The 15,681-nt window shown below is 58.2% G+C and carries 17 protein-coding genes; 11 read left to right on the top strand and 6 right to left on the bottom strand.

Going from position 1 to position 15,681, the window contains the following annotated elements; genetic code table 11:
• Positions 1 to 150: 150 nt before the first annotated feature.
• Genes MWU39_RS01330 through MWU39_RS01320 form a run of 3 tightly spaced genes read left to right on the top strand, consistent with a single transcriptional unit; the run spans position 151 to position 2,839 of the window.
• Positions 151 to 1,599 carry an NAD(P)-binding protein gene (locus MWU39_RS01330; RefSeq protein ID WP_247158177.1) on the top strand — a complete coding sequence of 483 codons (1,449 nt, stop codon included), beginning with the start codon at positions 151 to 153 and terminating at the stop codon, positions 1,597 to 1,599.
• A 58-nt stretch (positions 1,600 to 1,657) separates the two neighbouring features.
• Positions 1,658 to 2,338 carry a murein L,D-transpeptidase catalytic domain-containing protein gene (locus MWU39_RS01325; protein WP_247158176.1) on the top strand — a complete coding sequence of 227 codons (681 nt, stop codon included), beginning with the start codon at positions 1,658 to 1,660 and terminating at the stop codon, positions 2,336 to 2,338.
• Between the two features lie 3 nt (positions 2,339 to 2,341).
• The gene (locus tag MWU39_RS01320; RefSeq protein WP_247158175.1) at positions 2,342 to 2,839 is read left to right on the top strand and encodes a hypothetical protein; all 498 of its coding nucleotides are present in this window, start codon (positions 2,342 to 2,344) and stop codon (positions 2,837 to 2,839) included.
• Here the strand turns inward: MWU39_RS01320 and MWU39_RS01315 are convergent.
• Entirely contained in the window at positions 2,836 to 4,200 is a 1,365-nt protein-coding gene (locus tag MWU39_RS01315) for a L,D-transpeptidase family protein (protein WP_247158174.1), read from the bottom strand. The two genes, MWU39_RS01320 and MWU39_RS01315, sit on opposite strands and share 4 nt — an antisense overlap.
• A gap of 177 nt (positions 4,201 to 4,377) precedes the next feature.
• On the opposite strand from MWU39_RS01315, the gene MWU39_RS01310 reads away from it, so the two are divergent.
• The 7 genes from MWU39_RS01310 (at position 4,378) to MWU39_RS01280 (ending at position 11,336) form a co-directional block, all read left to right on the top strand.
• Positions 4,378 to 5,280: a DMT family transporter gene (locus MWU39_RS01310; protein WP_247158173.1), complete on the top strand. Its 903-nt coding sequence runs from the start codon at positions 4,378 to 4,380 to the stop codon at positions 5,278 to 5,280.
• A 169-nt stretch (positions 5,281 to 5,449) separates the two neighbouring features.
• Positions 5,450 to 8,122, top strand: coding sequence for an aconitate hydratase AcnA (acnA, locus tag MWU39_RS01305; protein WP_247158172.1), 2,673 nt, complete (start codon positions 5,450 to 5,452; stop codon positions 8,120 to 8,122).
• A 9-nt stretch (positions 8,123 to 8,131) separates the two neighbouring features.
• Complete coding sequence (locus tag MWU39_RS01300) at positions 8,132 to 8,614, top strand: rhodanese-like domain-containing protein (protein WP_247158171.1); 483 nt, start codon at positions 8,132 to 8,134, stop codon at positions 8,612 to 8,614.
• An 80-nt stretch (positions 8,615 to 8,694) separates the two neighbouring features.
• Positions 8,695 to 9,216, top strand: coding sequence for a rhodanese-like domain-containing protein (locus MWU39_RS01295; RefSeq protein ID WP_247158170.1), 522 nt, complete (start codon positions 8,695 to 8,697; stop codon positions 9,214 to 9,216).
• A 147-nt stretch (positions 9,217 to 9,363) separates the two neighbouring features.
• Complete coding sequence (locus MWU39_RS01290; protein WP_247158169.1) at positions 9,364 to 10,392, top strand: hypothetical protein; 1,029 nt, start codon at positions 9,364 to 9,366, stop codon at positions 10,390 to 10,392.
• A gap of 45 nt (positions 10,393 to 10,437) precedes the next feature.
• Positions 10,438 to 10,770, top strand: a complete 333-nt coding sequence (locus MWU39_RS01285) for a hypothetical protein (RefSeq protein ID WP_247158168.1) — start codon at positions 10,438 to 10,440, stop codon at positions 10,768 to 10,770.
• Between the two features lie 86 nt (positions 10,771 to 10,856).
• Positions 10,857 to 11,336, top strand: a complete 480-nt coding sequence (locus tag MWU39_RS01280; RefSeq protein ID WP_247158167.1) for a hypothetical protein — start codon at positions 10,857 to 10,859, stop codon at positions 11,334 to 11,336.
• Between the two features lie 132 nt (positions 11,337 to 11,468).
• Here the strand turns inward: MWU39_RS01280 and ruvB are convergent, their stop codons facing one another.
• The 5 genes from ruvB to ruvA form a co-directional block, all read right to left on the bottom strand.
• Complete coding sequence (gene ruvB, locus MWU39_RS01275; protein ID WP_247158166.1) at positions 11,469 to 12,509, bottom strand: Holliday junction branch migration DNA helicase RuvB; 1,041 nt, start codon at positions 12,507 to 12,509, stop codon at positions 11,469 to 11,471.
• Positions 12,506 to 12,913, bottom strand: coding sequence for a hypothetical protein (locus MWU39_RS01270; RefSeq protein ID WP_247158165.1), 408 nt, complete (start codon positions 12,911 to 12,913; stop codon positions 12,506 to 12,508). The genes ruvB and MWU39_RS01270 overlap by 4 nt, the downstream gene beginning before the upstream one ends.
• Before the next feature lie 68 nt (positions 12,914 to 12,981).
• Complete coding sequence (locus MWU39_RS01265; protein ID WP_247158164.1) at positions 12,982 to 13,533, bottom strand: DsrE family protein; 552 nt, start codon at positions 13,531 to 13,533, stop codon at positions 12,982 to 12,984.
• Positions 13,530 to 13,877, bottom strand: coding sequence for a hypothetical protein (locus tag MWU39_RS01260; protein WP_247158163.1), 348 nt, complete (start codon positions 13,875 to 13,877; stop codon positions 13,530 to 13,532). Before MWU39_RS01260 ends, MWU39_RS01265 begins: the two co-directional genes overlap by 4 nt.
• Positions 13,877 to 14,482: a Holliday junction branch migration protein RuvA gene (ruvA, locus tag MWU39_RS01255; protein ID WP_247158162.1), complete on the bottom strand. Its 606-nt coding sequence runs from the start codon at positions 14,480 to 14,482 to the stop codon at positions 13,877 to 13,879. Before ruvA ends, MWU39_RS01260 begins: the two co-directional genes overlap by 1 nt.
• Positions 14,483 to 14,591: 109 nt before the next feature.
• On the opposite strand from ruvA, the gene aroC reads away from it, so the two are divergent.
• The gene (aroC, locus tag MWU39_RS01250; RefSeq protein ID WP_247158161.1) at positions 14,592 to 15,677 is read left to right on the top strand and encodes a chorismate synthase; all 1,086 of its coding nucleotides are present in this window, start codon (positions 14,592 to 14,594) and stop codon (positions 15,675 to 15,677) included.
• Positions 15,678 to 15,681: the final 4 nt, after the last annotated feature.

The following is a 15,681-nucleotide window of genomic DNA, read 5'->3' as shown; positions in this document are numbered from 1 at the left end:
ATTGGCAACGCCAAAGCCGTTAGCAGTCCAAGCCCTTTTGCCATTCGTATCGTTGATCGCATCGTTCAGCCCCCTCTGTTTTGCTTCACTTTTCGTTGCATGACAGGCATGGACTCTTGGTGAACCCACGCGAGCAAGGATATTCTCTTTATGGCCGATTTTGAAACCGATTACTTGATCATCGGCGCTGGGGCAGTCGGCCTCGCATTTGCGGACACTCTGCTCGACGAAGACCCCGATTGTCACATCACAATCGTCGATAAGCACGCCCGGCCCGGCGGCCATTGGAATGATGCCTATCCCTTTGTTGCCTTGCACCAGCCCAGCGCGACGTACGGCGTGAATTCAAGAGAAATGTGCCCAGACCGCGTTGATGAACACGGCCATAATGCTGGCATGTACCCGCTCGCCAAACATGCTGAAATTCTGTCCTATTACAGCAAGCTAATGAGCGAACGCATGATCCCGAGCGGGCGCGTTTCCTATCATCCGCTGACCGAGTATCACGGCAGAGAAGGCTCGCAGCATACTGTCAAAGGTATCCTGTCCGGCGAAAATCAAGTCATCGAAGTCCGACGCAAGCTGGTCGATGGAACATTTTTCAAAACCTCGGTCCCTTCTACTCACACTCCAGCATATGAGATTGCGGAAAGCGCTCGTTTCGCGATTCCGGGCGACCTCCCCGGACTTTGGAAAGACATCGGCAATCTGCCAGAGAACTACATCGTAATTGGCGGCGGCAAGACCGCAATGGACACCGCTGTGTGGCTGTTAGAGGCCGGTGTGTCCCCTGACAAAATCGGCTGGGTCCGCCCGCGCGATAGTTGGATGTTCAACCGCAAATTGCTGCAACCGGCCAAGCACGGGATCGAAGGCCTGATCGAATTCCAAAGCGATCTGGTAGAAGCAGCCGCTGCATCGGAAACCGGCGATGAGATGTTCGCCGAGCTGGGTAAGCGCGGAACGATGCTGCGGATCGATGAGAGCGTGACGCCGAAAATGTTCCATTTCGCGGTCATGTCCGAAGCCGAGGTCGATCTGCTTCGGTCAATCAAAACAGTCTATCGCCAAGGTCGCGTAAGCAAGATCGAAGACGGCGCGATGCACTTTGGCGATGAAGCCGTTGAAGTCCCCGCCAATACCCTCTTCATCGACTGCACAGCCAGCGCAGTGCCATTCGAGGCGCGCGACAAAACGCGCAAATTCTTCGATGGTGACACGATTACGCTGCAATTGGTGCAGGCGCCGTTTGTGCCATACAGCGCGGCCCTCGGCGCGTTTTTAGAGGCGAATTTTGAAACCGACGATGAAAGAAACGCTCTATGCCCGCCCGCACCGTTGACCGATACGACAGATACGTATCCCTACGCGGTGATGGCCAATCTGATGAGCACGGCGATCCTTTCAAACAACGAAAAGACCAATGCCTTTAACGCCAGAAGCCGCCTTCACCCCACGGGCCCTGCTGTTGCAGAGATGATCGCGAACAATGATCCGCGGCTTGCGGAGCTCAGCAAAGTCGGTCCGAAAATTCAGGCCAATATGCCGGGTGTTATCAAGCTTGGCATGGCAGCGAAGGCAATCCACGAGGCCACGTAAAAGACGTGCGATTGCCTATTCACGGGAACGATAGAATTGAGCTAGTAGTATCAGCGATATGAACCGGCGTGATCTTCTAAAGACTGGCATCGTCGCAGGTGCCGCAGCAACACTTCCTGCAACAATCGCGGCTGCGCCGCGCGCAGGGAGCGAGCGCAATCGCAAGCTGTTTGCTCTGGCCAAACGCGAGCTTGACCGCGCGGGCGACGTGATCTGGAAAAAAGATATCGTCGGCATTGCCGATTTTGGAGTGCACTCCGCCGAAAAGCGCTTTCACTTCGTCAATCTGGACCGCGAGGAAGTGCAGAGCTTTCATGTCAGCCACGGCACCGGCTCCGATCCGGAGCATGATGGCTGGCTCAACAATTATTCCAACGTCGAAGGTTCCAACGCGACAAGCAAAGGCGCCTATATCACGTGGGAATGGTATGTCGGGCGCTATGGGACATCGGTGCGTTTGGGCGGGCTCGACTCCACCAACGATGCCGCCCTTCGCCGCTACATCGTGATGCACCGCGCCAAATATGCAGAGCCTTCGCACATAAGCCGCTGGGGTAGACTGGGACGATCGAACGGATGCTTTGCGCTAGGCGAAGAGCAATTCCGCATTGCGCTGCTGAACCTGTCAGGCGGGCGCTTGCTTTATGCCGACAGTCTCGGCTGGTCGGACGGCTCGCTTAAAACGCTGCAGCCGGAAGAGCCGAATGCGGTTCAGCGATATGCGCCAGGAACGTTTTGAAGCGTGAGCTATCGTCCGGATCACGCCGGGTTTGAATTGAATGCAGGCTCCGCAGTCAGTGCGGTGCTACCCGCCAGCGGTCTGGCCGCTGCGATCGGTTCGACGTGCGCATTCGCCGGAGTTTTCTTTGGTGAACTTTCTTCAAGTCTGGATTTCACTGCAGACTCATTACTCGGCCTACTATTTGGCTTCCTGGTCTTTGTGGGGTTGGGGACCATCGTAGGCACGTTTTTTTGTGCGTTCTATATCGCATTGGTTGGCATGCCGATTGCCGCGTTGCTGGGTCCGCGTATTGAAACGCCTGCCGCAGCCGTAATTTCAGTGCTGGCGGCAATCGCGACCAGCTACGTGGCAGCTTCCTTGCTAGCTGGCGATTTTGAGCATTGGGAGCCGCGCGACAAATGGGGGCTGATCGGTTTCGCGCTGGCATATGCAATCCCAGCGGGCCTACTCTACCGGAAAGCTGTCATCAGTGCGCGCCATTTTAGCCGCTGGTCCTAACCCCCGACGCGCGGATCGTCCTCAATCACGATGATTTCATCATCGATCACATTGCTGCGATTGCCTTCGCGTGGTTTGTCCAAGCTCGCCAGAACCGGCGCGTCGCGGCCATAGATGTCTTTGAAGGTCTGCATCTCGCCATTGATGTCGGATGCCATTGTGAAATAGGTGATGTAGGCGGGCAGCTTATCCTTGATCATCACCTTGGTGTATTTGCCGGACGTTGCGATTTCGACCGCTTCGTCCTTGCTCGCACCTTTGCCGAGAATGGCCATCGTGATCGCCAGCTCCAGCGCACGCTCTGTGCGGATGCAACCATGCGAGAGAGCGCGATTGTCATTCGCGAACAAATGCCGCGACGGCGTGTCGTGGAAGAAAATCGCATGCGGATTCGGCATTTCCAGCTTCATCCGGCCTAGCGAATTGGTCGGCCCGGGCTGTTGCACCACTGTGATCCAGCCATTCGCGCCTTTGGTTGCTTTATACCCCTTGGACCGTGCCCAAGCGGGGTTGTTTAGCACGCGCTGGCCCAACCCCTCGCCTTTCACAATGCTCTGCGGAACAGTCCATGTGGGATTGAAGACTACGCCTGACACCATTTCAGCCAATTGCGGGGTCGCGGTGCGACCCGGCTTGCCCACAACTGTGCGGTAGGTGGAGATAATCTTGTCACCCACTGTTAGGCGGAGCTGATATTCCGGCACATTGGTGATCAGATATTTCTTACCCAGATCGCGGCCCAGCCAGCGCCAGCGATCCATATTCGCACGGATCAGTTTGCGTTTCTTCGTCTCTGTTTCCGGCGTGTTGGCAAGCTCTTCTTTAAGGCGTGCATAATCGGGATGCGCAGGGTTCAATTGCGTTAGAGTGCCGGTGACATCGCCGGTCGCCAATGCTTCAGTCAGCAAGTCGCCGGTGCGGTTGGTGTCGCGGTCCGGATCAACCACAAACCACTGCTTGCGCGCATCCATCGGTGTGCGACCATCGCGCAAATCCTCGACCAACCAGACGAAATTCTTTGAGGCAATCTCGCTCAACTCTTCGGATGGTCCGCCGCGCATCGACACTTTGAGCGCTTGCAGATCATAATCGCGCGGATCGAGCCCTTCGGCGGCGATCCCTTCTATAAAGCCGATCAGGTCTGCAACAGCATCCAGATCCCACTGTTGAACCAGCGGGCCGGGAGCATCGAGCCCGCCCTGAACCACTTCGCCCGAAACCATTTGGGGAAATGCTTCATCGAAACTCGTTTCGGTTTCGGCTGGAGCCTCTGTTGGCTCCTGATCCTGCGCGAAAGCGCCGCTCGAAACCAATGCCACTGCCGCGATTCCGCTCGCAAATTTGCCAAAAAATTTGACCATGAATGCCTCTATTGTCCCAAATTGCCGCCAAACACGACTGCACCGAATTGTATGGTAACTATACCCCTGCTTTTGTGCTCGTATCAACCAGCATGGCTTTCTGACTGATGAATTTACAAGGCTTTTTCGTCGCAGCAGCGTGACGCGAGGGCGAAGACTGCCTAAAGGCGCGAAGTTATGTCGTCCTCGCCCAGTCCCCTTTCGCGATTGCTACCGTTTATCGCTGCGGCGGCGGGCGTCGGCTTTCTGTCGTTGATGGACGCATTTATGAAAGAAGCCGCTCTGGCGACAGGCACGTACACGGCGACTGTCCTGCGTTCGTTGTTCGGTGCAGCGATCATCGCGCCCTTCTTTCTTGCACAGCGCAAAGGCTGGCCGAGCCGCGATGTGATGAAATTGCACGTTGAGCGCGGCATCATTTCCGCCATCATGGCGCTGAGCTTCTTCTATGCGCTGACCAAGCTGCCGCTCGCCGAAGCCATTGCGATCAGCTTTATCGCGCCGCTAATCGCGCTCTATTTTGCCCGCGTACTGCTCGGCGAAGAAATCCAACCCAAAGCAATTTTCGCCAGCATTTTGGGCTTTATCGGGACCTTGGTGATTGTCGGAGGACGGCTTGGGCGGGGCGAGATGACCGATGATGTAATGTTGGGGCTCGGTGCTCTCATATTTTCGGCCCTCCTTTACGCCTACAATTTTGTGGTGATCCGCAAACAAAGCCAGGTCGCGGGGCCAGTTGAAGTCGCAACATTTCATAGCGGCGTTGGCGGGTTGGTGCTGCTTTTGTTTGCGCCGCTGCTCGGCACCACGCCGCAGATGGACGCGCTTTGGGCGATTGCTGCGGCCGGAGCGCTGACAGTTGTGGGCGCGATGGCCATCGCTTGGGCCTATGCGCGGGCCGAGGCTCAGGCTTTGGTACCTATCGAATACACAGGCTTTCTGTGGGCCAGCCTGTTTGGTTGGGCATTCTTTCGCGAGCCTGTGACAGTACCGACGATTGCAGGTACAGCTCTGATTGTGACAGGCTGCTGGATTGCCACACGCAAGCCGCGCGAGCGCATTGCCGCTACGGCGTCCTAAATCTGTACTCGAAAGCGACTCGCAACAGAGGGCAAACCCTTGACGAGGCGCACTCAAACTAGCAGGTGCTGATCACAGATTTAACGGTCTGAATCGAGCGCGATTCAAGACACCTCCACCCGCAGTGACCTCCACGCTGCGGGACAGCAAACAAGGATGGGATTTCCCGATGACAGCAACCGGCAAGGACACGCTAGCCACCCGCTCAACGCTTTCGGTCAATGGCACCGACTACGCTTATTACTCGCTCGCCAAAGCGGCCGAGCAATTGGGCGATGTTTCGCGCCTGCCAAACTCGATGAAAGTGCTGCTGGAAAACATGCTGCGCTTTGAAGATGAAAGCTTCACCGTCGGCAAAGAGCACGCTCAAGCGATTGTCGATTGGCAGAAAAATCCTGTCACGGGCAACGAAATCCAATACCGCCCGGCCCGCGTCCTGCTTCAGGACTTCACCGGCGTTCCTTGCGTGGTTGACCTCGCCGCCATGCGCGATGCGATCAAAGAGCTTGGCGGCGACACGGCCAAGATTAACCCACAGGTACCTGTAAACCTCGTGATTGATCACTCGGTCATGGTTGATGAATTCGGTCATCCGAAAGCGATGGAAGCCAATATGGCGCTCGAATATGAGCGCAATGCAGAGCGTTACGACTTCCTCAAATGGGGATCGAAGAGCTTTGAAAACTTCTCAGCTGTCCCTCCCGGCACTGGCATCTGCCACCAGGTAAACCTTGAGCACATTGCCCAAGGCATCTGGTCGAGCAAAGACGAAAACGGCCAGATGGTCGCCTATCCTGACACCTGCGTCGGCACCGACAGCCACACCACCATGATCAACGGTCTGGGCGTGCTTGGCTGGGGCGTTGGCGGGATCGAAGCTGAAGCAGCGATGCTCGGCCAGCCGATCTCTATGCTGATCCCTGAAGTCGTCGGCTTCAAACTGACCGGCGCGATGGCCGAAGGCGTAACCGCAACCGACCTCGTTCTCACCTGCGTCCAGATGCTTCGCGAGGTCGGCGTTGTGGGCCGCTTTGTTGAATTCTATGGCGAAGGCGTTGCCAACCTGACACTCGCCGACCGTGCTACCATAGCCAACATGGCGCCGGAATACGGCGCGACCTGCGGCTTCTTCGGCATCGATGACAAGACCATCGACTACATGCGCCTGACCGGTCGCAGCGAAGAAAACCTCGCTCTGGTTGAAGCCTATGCGAAAGAGCAAGGCATGTGGTTCGACCCGGCACATGAGCCGATTTTCTCGAACACACTCGAGCTCGACATGACGTCTGTTGTGCCAAGCCTTGCCGGACCGAAACGTCCGCAGGATCGTGTGATCCTTCCTGAAGTGGACGAGCTGTTCAACGGCGACCTTAAAACGCTTTACAAGAAAGACGCTCCTGTCCGCACTGCTGTCGAAGGCAAAGACCACGACATCGGCGACGGTGACGTTGTGATCGCTGCGATCACAAGCTGCACCAACACATCGAACCCCGATGTTCTGATCGCCGCCGGTCTGGTTGCGAAGAAAGCCGTCGAAAAAGGCCTCAAGCCGAAACCATGGGTGAAGACATCGCTCGCACCGGGATCGCAGGTCGTCACCGACTACCTCGTGAAATCGGGCCTGCAGGCAGATCTCGACGCAATTGGTTTTGACCTCGTCGGCTATGGCTGCACCACCTGTATCGGTAACTCGGGTCCGCTCGCTCCGCCGATCAGCAAAGCGATCAACGGCAACGATATCGTTGCGGCATCGGTCCTCTCGGGCAACCGCAATTTCGAAGGCCGCGTATCGCAAGACGTGCGTGCCAACTTCCTCGCATCGCCGCCGCTCGTCGTCGCTTACGCGCTGCTCGGCACGGTAACCGAAGACATCACCACCACGCCGCTTGGTCAGGACCAAGACGGCAACGATGTGATGCTCGCCGATCTGTGGCCAACCAACGCCGAAGTCGCGGAAAACCGCGCTGCCAATATCGATCGCTCGATGTTCGTGGACCGTTATGCCAACGTCTATGATGGCGATGAGCATTGGCAGGCTATCACAGTCGAGCCATCTGACACATATCAATGGCGCGCGGGCAGCACCTACATCGCCAACCCGCCATACTTCGAAGGCATGGGCATGGAGCCTGCTCCGATCACCGATATCGAAGGCGCAAAGCCGCTCGCGATCCTAGGCGATTCTGTCACGACCGACCACATCTCGCCCGCTGGCGCGATCAAGGAAGACAGCCCTGCCGGTTCGTACCTGAACTCCAATCAGGTCGCGAAGAAGGACTTCAACTCCTACGGCTCGCGCCGCGGAAACCATGACGTGATGATGCGCGGCACCTTCGCCAATATCCGCATCAAGAACGAAATGGTCCCGGGCGTCGAAGGCGGCGAGACCACTTACAACGGCGAACAAATGCCGATCTATGACGCTGCCATGAAGCACAAAGCCGATGGCACACCGTTGATCGTTGTCGGCGGCAAAGAATACGGCACCGGCTCCAGCCGTGACTGGGCAGCGAAGGGCACCATCCTGCTCGGCGTGCGCGCAGTGATCGTTGAGAGCTTTGAGCGCATTCACCGTTCAAACCTCGTCGGCATGGGCGTTCTGCCGCTGCAGTTTAAAGACGGCGATACCCGTGAAACTCTGAACCTCGATGCGGATTGCACATTCTCGATCAAAGGACTGGCTGATCTGACGCCCGGTCAGGATGTCGAAATTGAAGCGACCCGCGCCGATGGCACAGCCTTCAGCTTCAACGCTCTGTGCCGCATCGATACCGCAAACGAGATGGAGTATTACCGCAATGGCGGCATTCTCCATTACGTTCTGCGTAAGCTCGCTGCTTAAGGGCGCTGGATGATCGACCTTCGCTTTCCTTTGACTGCCGCTGTGACGCTCGGGCTCTGCGCCTGCGCGCCCGGCGGCGGCGAGGATGGCGATACGCCGAGTGTTCCGCCGGGTTTTGAACTGGCGGCACCCAAACAAAGCGATGCAGCCCTAAAAGACTCTGCCACCGAACAGTCTCAGGTCATCGACCTTTCCGTGGCACAGCTTAAGGAATTGAGAGCTTCCGAAGATATTTGGCTCATTGATGTTCGCACGGCGGAAGAAGTCGCCGAAGGAATGATCGACGGCGCGGGCCATATTGCACTCGCCGATTTCGAGCCGGGGCCTGAACTACTCGAGAGGGCAGCTGGCCGTGAAATCGTGCTCTATTGCCGCTCGGGTCGCCGCTCGGGGATAGCGGGCCACAAACTGTCAGAGTACTTAGGTAAGCCCGTGCGCCACTTGGCTGGCGGATACATTGCGTGGACCGAAGCAACGACCGCGAGCAAATAGCACGCCGTTCCGATGACCATGTTCATGGCAGCGAAATAGCGCATCCCTGATGATATCTCTCTAATCGACGGGAGAGAGATATGTTCAAGAAGCACCATGTGTCTGCGATTATCGCCGCTGCCATGCTGGCGGTGCCGGTCTCTGCACAAGACCAGACCGCTGTCGATCCATCTGAACAGATCGACTATACTGGCTTTGCTGAACTGGTCGAAAAGGTTCAACCCTATCGCGAATCCAGATTACTCGAGCGCGCGGCCTTCTTCGAGAAGGCACGTGAGCAAGGCGTTTTGCTGCTCGACACCCGCTCAGCCGAAGCTTTCAAAGCAGGCCATCTCGAAGGTGCGGTGAACCTCCCGTTTTCCGATTTCACCAGCGCAAGCCTAGCCAAGGTGATCGGCGAAAATGCTGGCCGCCCTATCCTGATTTATTGCAACAACAACTTTGTGGACGATGTGCCCCCAATCAGAACCAAGTTGGCAACACTGGCGCTTAACATTCCCACTTTCGTCAATCTGTATGGCTACGGCTACACGAATATCTGGGAGCTTGAGGGCACAATGACGACCGCATCTGTCGATTGGGTCGCTGCCGAAACGGATTGATCGCGCGCGCCAAAGCAAAAGGGCGGCTCCGCACTTTGCGAAGCCGCCCTTTTTGTTAGGCCGGAAGTTAGCGCTTACGCGTCCTTCTTCACCTTGAACTTACGGCGACCAAGGATCGCTGCTGCGGCCAGGCCGAACAGTGCCATCATGGGCGGTGCCGGAACTTCGGTGCCGCTGGTTGTGCCACTCGTACCGCCCGAAGAAGACGAGCTGCTCGATGAGCTGGAGCTCGAAGATGAAGACGACGACGACGAGCCAGAAGAACCGCTGCTGCCCGACGAACCCGAAGACGAGCTGGACGATGAAGAGCTGCTCGATGAAGACGAAGAGCTGGTGCTGCTCGTCATATCACCCGAGGTGCCGCCGCTGGTCGCGCCGCCCGAAGACGAGCTTGAGCTGGAAGACGACGACGAAGAGCTGCTGCTCGATGACGATCCACCAGTTGATGTCGCACCACCGGAGGATGAACCACCTGATGACGAGCTGGAGCTGGACGAAGAGCCGCTCGACGAACCGCCTGTAGAGGTTGCACCGCCTGAGGTGTTACCGCCTGACGAAGAGCTGCTCGACGACGAGGATGAGCTCGACGAAGAACTGCTCGAAGAGCCACCGGACGTATTGCCGCCCGATGTGTTGCCACCGCTCGAACCACCCGACGAGCTGCTGCTCGAGGATGAAGATGAACTAGAGGACGAACTGCCCGACGAACCACCAGAGGTGTTTCCGCCCGATGTGGTTGTACCAGGATGGCCGCTGGTGCCGCCAGACGTGTTACCGCCTGAGGTATTGCCACCAGAAGTGTTGCCGCCCGAGGATGAGCTGCTCGAAGAAGACGAGCTGCTTGAGGACGAGCTCGACGATGACGACGAAGAGCTCGACACATTGCCGGAAGAACTTGAGACGTTACCCGAGCTGCTCGAAACGTTGCCCGAAGAACTCGATACGTCGCCCGAGCTGCTCGATACACCGCCGGTGCTCGAAGAGACTGCACCCGTGCTCGACGAAACGCCGCCGGTGCTGGATGAGACCGTTCCAGTGCTCGAAGAAACGGCACCTGTCGAACTGGAAACGTCGCCCGAAGTGGTCGAGGTCGTGCTCGAGATACCGCCAGTGCTCGATGAGACTTGGCCAGTTGAACTCGATACGTCACCCGAAGTCGACGTGCTCGAAATCTGACCGGTCGAGCTGGACACTTCACCTGTAGAAGTCGACGAACTGATCGTGCCGCTCGACGATGTAGTGGAGGTCGAATTATCGATATTGATGTCGATATTGATCCCGCCGTCACCATCCAAAGGAATGTCGATCGTGCCGCTGCTGCCGCCGTCACCGGGATCATCCTCACCGCCCGAACTCGAGCCGCCGGTTGTGGTCGTGCTGACTACAGAAACGTCACCGGAAGACGAACCACCGCCGCCGAAGAAGCCGCCGAAGAAGCCTCCACCGCCGCCGAAGCCGCCGCCAAAGCCGCCACCGCCGCCAACTACGATCGGAGCACCGCCACCGCCGCCACCGGAAATCGGTGGAAGTGGGGGAAGCGGTGCCGGTGCGTAGGCAACCTGCTGGATTGGCGGGCATTCGTTTACGTCAATATATGCGCGGGTCGCACCGGCGGGCAGCGGTGCGGAGCCAGCGACACTATGTGTACCAGAGCCAACGCCCGGACCTGCACCAATCGGCTGACATTCAATCGTCCGCTCGACAATGCGGCGACGACGTTGTTCAGGGCGCGGCAATTCGCGAGTGCGCGTTTTGATGTAGCGCGGCTCTTTAATGTATCGTGGTCCTTCAACATATTGAGGACCCTTGATGTAACGCGGCTCAGCGATCGGAACGCCTTTGCGGCTATCCTCTACCAGCTGACCATCAAGATTGGTCGTGTACTGGGGCTCGTCGGTGTTAAGCGGCTCGGCCACGCGGACGGCACCACCCTGGATCAGGGCGACACCCGCGACGGCGGCGGAGAGCTTTGCAGCAGCCAGTTTGAGCGACATAGTTTCGAACCTTGCTTTCTGATGGTGTCTGACACGGCCCACCCGCATCTCCACCAATTCCAAGTGTGTCATGCGGAACGATTGGCCGTTCTCGCAATGCGGTTAACCATGAATAAGAGGCGTTAACGGCTCGCAAGCCTTGGATTCAGGCGGATTTCACCGCCGCTGTCCCGTTTTGATACCGAATAGTGAGGCCAAGTTAGCCGTTTCGTTATCCTTAAACTGCCGAAACGCGATTCTCGCGAAACGGGCAGAGAATCACTTGCCCTCGCCAAAAAGCCCGGTTTGCGCAGGGGGCTGCTGCTTGGGAGGTGACATCTCCAGATGCTCCCATCCGGCGTCATTCAGCACCCGCCCGCGCGCCGTGCGCGCGAGGAGGCCAAGCTGGATCAGGTAAGGCTCGACCACATCCTCAACGGTATCACGCGGCTCCGCGAGACCGGCCGAAAGCGTCTCCACGCCAACGGGCCCCCCCTTGTAAGTGGTTGCAATCATGGTGAGATAGCGGCGGTCCATCGCATCCAGACCCAGCCGGTCGATCTCCAGCCGGGTCAGCGCATCATCTGCACCCGCGCGCGTAACAGTCCCCTCGCCCGCGACATGGGCAAAATCGCGCACACGGCGCAGCAAGCGGCCAGCGACACGCGGCGTTCCGCGGCTGCGGCGGGCAATCTCGCGCGCGCCATCGGCATCGATTTCCAGACCCAGCAAACTGGCCCCGCGCTTCACCACCCGGTCCAGCTCGTCATGCGTGTAGAATTGCAGCCGGACCGGAATGCCAAAGCGGTCTCGCAGCGGTGTGGTTAGCAACCCCTGCCGCGTCGTCGCACCGATCAAAGTGAAAGGCGGCAGATCAATCCGCACGCTGCGCGCAGACGGCCCTTCGCCAATAATAATGTCGAGCGCGCGGTCCTCCATCGCTGGATAGAGCACTTCTTCGACCACTGGATTGAGCCGGTGGATCTCGTCAATGAACAGCACATCATGCGGTTCAAGATTGGTGAGCAGTGCGGCAAGATCGCCGGCTTTGGCGATCACCGGACCGGACGTGGCGCGGAACCCAACGCCCAATTCATTCGCTACGATCTGCGCGAGTGTGGTCTTACCCAGCCCCGGCGGACCAAAGAACAGCGTGTGATCCATCGCCTCACCGCGCGACTTGGCGCTTTCGATAAAGACCCGCAAATTGTCGCGCGCGCTTTCCTGACCGATAAATTCGGCAAGGCTCTTGGGCCGCAATGCAGCGTCAGGATCACCCGCTTGGCGATCAGGCGAATGGATGGGTTCGTCTTCGGTCATTCGGTAGCAGGTATCCGTAATTCGGGTGCTTGTTTGCCCGGAATAAACCAGTTGTTTTCTCGCTCAAACCCGCGAGACCGATCAGCAGGATCTGGCAGATAGGCTAAGGCCATGAAAAAGTCAGTGTCTGGCGCGGCATCGAATCTCGTCGGCTCGTTTTCGACAACGATATAACCGTTGAGCCGTCCGAGGCCGATGCATGAATTCCATGCCTTTGGCACGATGTTCAGTTGCTCGCCCTGCAGCGTTTCTGACCCCTCCTCAACATTCGCGATCAATCCGAACGGCATATCTTCATGTGGGCCAATCACTTCGATTTTGAGCACCATTGCATTCTCCGGCACGGCTTTATGGCGCTCTTCCCAGATCAACCCTGAGACAAAGCCCTCGGGGCCATCCGACATGCATGCTGAAGCTGATGACGGGTACAGAGCGAGCCCAATAACGAAGTACAGAAGTTGCCTTACGCGCTTCAAAACGGGTTCACCGTATAGCCCTGTCGTTGCAAGACCGCGTGGGCTGTCATCGCGGAAAGCGCCATTTCGACACCGGGAACCAGATCTTCTTTAGCGACCCCATTGGCCGCAGCGCTTTGCCCGCACAGCACGATCCGCACGCCCATATCTAGCAATTCCGGGATAACGGCGGCGGTCGCGTTGGCCTCACCCAATTCGCGCTCAGCAAACTTCGCATCGTTCAACAGATCGAGCGTCGCCTTGCCGTGCACCACGACCGCAACGCGGACGCGCGCAGGCTCCACTCCGGCGGTATTGTGCATATTGATAAACCGCGCCGCGCTTTCGATGGTGCGATTGATACGCCCGTCTTCAGCGGCCTTCGCAGCGTCAAAAGCGATATAGAGATCGGTCTCTTCAGGGATCGCAAAGTCCTGATCCGGCACCGGCGCATGCGGGCCGAAGTCTTCAAAGACAGGACCGGTTTTGAACGCCGAGAGGTCTTGAGCGGCCAGCGGTGTTGCGACTAGCGCTGCGGTGAGCGCGGTTGCGAATCCCAGTCTGATCATGATTTTGCCTTTAGAAAATGAGCTCCGAGTATGATCATCAAGGCTCCAACACCCGTCGCGCAGTATTGATAGAAAATTAGGATTAGCAAGCCGATAGGATCACCGTCATTTGCATCATAACCCCACACGCCAAACCCAATAACGAGTATTGCGACTATCCCCATTGCATCGGTTTGACGAGGTACAAGACACAAGAAAACGACTGGCGCCAATGCAACAAGCATTAGCACGATCGTAAACGGTACATCTGCAATGCTGGCATGCGGTGCGCCAATTGTCACCGACTCCCAAAACAAGAGACAGCCGTAAAAAAGCAAGACAAAGAGCCGCCACTTGGCACGCATCACCCAGCCGCTTTCTTAAGCGCGAACCTGATCAGATCGCCTTCTTTCGCGTCCTCGCCCAATTCTGCCTGCGCCCGAGCCACAGCTTGCGCGGCTACCGCCGGTTTGAACCCGAGATTCTCCAGCGCGCTGACCGCATCGGCGCTCGCTGCGCCTTTCGGCACTGCGACGCCAGCCGCTCCGGCAATGCCTCCGCCGGGCAGAGCGCCTGCTTTGTCTTTGAGCTCGTTGACGATCCGGCTTGCCAGCTTCGGCCCGACACCGTTCGCCCGCGCCACCGTCGCCGCGTCTCCGCCCGCGCAGGCATCGCGCACTTCACCGGTCGACAGTGCAGAAAGGATTGCGAGCGCCACTTTGCTGCCCACGCCTTGAACCGTCGTCAGCAATCGGAACCAGTCGCGCTCTGCGCTTTCGGCAAAGCCGAGCAGCCGCATATCGTTTTCGGAAACCTGCAAATCGGTGTGGATCGTGCACCCCTCGCCCACTTCGCCCAGCGCGGCGAGCGTCTTGGTCGAACAATGGACCAGATAGCCCACGCCCTGCACATCGACGATGGCCCAGTCCTCGCCGGTTTCGTCCAGCCGCCCCGATAGCTTTGCAATCATTCGTCCGCGCCCTTGGCCCCGATTTGTTCTGAGCATTCTTCTGGCGCATACGAACCCGCAGCGCCAGAGATTATGGACACCGGCCCACAGTTGCGACATGAGAGCAGGCATGAGTTTGAACACGTTCGGGCGCGTTTTGCGCTTTACCACTTGGGGCGAAAGCCATGGCCCCGGACTTGGCGCGGTGCTGGATGGGTGCCCGCCGGGATTGCCTCTGCGCGCAGAGGACATCCAGCCATTTATGGATGCGCGCAAGCCGGGGACGAGCAAGTTCACTACCCAGCGTAAAGAGCCGGACGCGGTGCGCATAATGTCGGGCGTGTTCGACAATGCGGATGGGCAGCAGGTCACAACCGGCACGCCGATCCATCTGATGATCGAGAACACCGATCAGCGGTCGAAAGACTATTCGGAAATCGCGCAAAGCTATCGCCCCGGTCACGCTGACTATGTCTATGACGCGAAGTACGGCATCCGCGATTATCGCGGCGGCGGACGTTCGAGCGCCCGCGAAACGGCTGCGCGTGTGGCCGCGGGCGCGGTGGCGCGCCTGATCATTCCCGAAGTCACGATCACCGCCTTTGTTTGCGAACTTGGCGGGGACCGGATCGACCCGGCTAATATCGATTATGACCAGATTGGCCAAAACCCGTTCTTCTGCCCTGACGCCGCCGCTGCGAAGCGTTGGGAAGAGCTGGTCGACAATGCTCGCAAGGATGGCTCTTCGCTAGGCGCAGTCGTCGAATGCGTGGCGCATGGAGTGCCCGCCGGATGGGGCGCGCCGGTCTATGGCAAGCTCGACAGCGAACTCGCCTCCGCCATGATGAGCATCAACGCGACCAAAGGCGTCGAAATCGGCGACGGTTTCGAGGCCGCGCGCCTGACGGGCGAGCAGAACGCCGATGCGATGTCGCCCGGCCCGGATGGCAAGCCGGTCTATGCCAGCAACCATGCAGGTGGGACGGCGGGCGGTATCTCGACCGGACAGCCGGTGGTGTGCCGCGTGGCCTTCAAGCCGACCAGTTCAATTCTGACGCCGGTGGACTCGATTAACTCCGCAGGCGAGGCAACGCAGGTCCGCACCAAAGGTCGTCACGATCCCTGCGTGGGCATTCGCGGAACGCCCGTGGTCGAGGCGATGATGGCGCTGGTGCTGGCGGATCAGAAGATGCTTCACCGCGCGCAGGTTGGGTAGCCAA

It is taken from the genome of Erythrobacter sp. F6033 (genome assembly GCF_023016005.1).
In the GTDB taxonomy this organism is placed as follows: domain Bacteria; phylum Pseudomonadota; class Alphaproteobacteria; order Sphingomonadales; family Sphingomonadaceae; genus Erythrobacter.
This window is presented reverse-complemented; position numbering and strand designations above follow the sequence as displayed.

What these genes read in the sequence shown, in the direction of transcription:
- MWU39_RS01330 (WP_247158177.1), top strand. Translation starts at nt 151, where the DNA reads ATGGCCGATTTTGAAACCGATTACTTGATCATCGGCGCTGGGGCAGTC.
- MWU39_RS01325 (WP_247158176.1), top strand. Translation starts at nt 1,658, where the DNA reads ATGAACCGGCGTGATCTTCTAAAGACTGGCATCGTCGCAGGTGCCGCA.
- MWU39_RS01315 (WP_247158174.1), bottom strand. Translation starts at nt 4,200, where the DNA reads ATGGTCAAATTTTTTGGCAAATTTGCGAGCGGAATCGCGGCAGTGGCA.
- MWU39_RS01310 (WP_247158173.1), top strand. Translation starts at nt 4,378, where the DNA reads ATGTCGTCCTCGCCCAGTCCCCTTTCGCGATTGCTACCGTTTATCGCT.
- acnA (WP_247158172.1), top strand. Translation starts at nt 5,450, where the DNA reads ATGACAGCAACCGGCAAGGACACGCTAGCCACCCGCTCAACGCTTTCG.
- MWU39_RS01300 (WP_247158171.1), top strand. Translation starts at nt 8,132, where the DNA reads ATGATCGACCTTCGCTTTCCTTTGACTGCCGCTGTGACGCTCGGGCTC.
- MWU39_RS01295 (WP_247158170.1), top strand. Translation starts at nt 8,695, where the DNA reads ATGTTCAAGAAGCACCATGTGTCTGCGATTATCGCCGCTGCCATGCTG.
- MWU39_RS01290 (WP_247158169.1), top strand. Translation starts at nt 9,364, where the DNA reads ATGGGCGGTGCCGGAACTTCGGTGCCGCTGGTTGTGCCACTCGTACCG.
- MWU39_RS01280 (WP_247158167.1), top strand. Translation starts at nt 10,857, where the DNA reads ATGTGTACCAGAGCCAACGCCCGGACCTGCACCAATCGGCTGACATTC.
- ruvB (WP_247158166.1), bottom strand. Translation starts at nt 12,509, where the DNA reads ATGACCGAAGACGAACCCATCCATTCGCCTGATCGCCAAGCGGGTGAT.
- MWU39_RS01270 (WP_247158165.1), bottom strand. Translation starts at nt 12,913, where the DNA reads ATGTCGGATGGCCCCGAGGGCTTTGTCTCAGGGTTGATCTGGGAAGAG.
- MWU39_RS01265 (WP_247158164.1), bottom strand. Translation starts at nt 13,533, where the DNA reads ATGATCAGACTGGGATTCGCAACCGCGCTCACCGCAGCGCTAGTCGCA.
- MWU39_RS01260 (WP_247158163.1), bottom strand. Translation starts at nt 13,877, where the DNA reads ATGCGTGCCAAGTGGCGGCTCTTTGTCTTGCTTTTTTACGGCTGTCTC.
- ruvA (WP_247158162.1), bottom strand. Translation starts at nt 14,482, where the DNA reads ATGATTGCAAAGCTATCGGGGCGGCTGGACGAAACCGGCGAGGACTGG.
- aroC (WP_247158161.1), top strand. Translation starts at nt 14,592, where the DNA reads ATGAGTTTGAACACGTTCGGGCGCGTTTTGCGCTTTACCACTTGGGGC.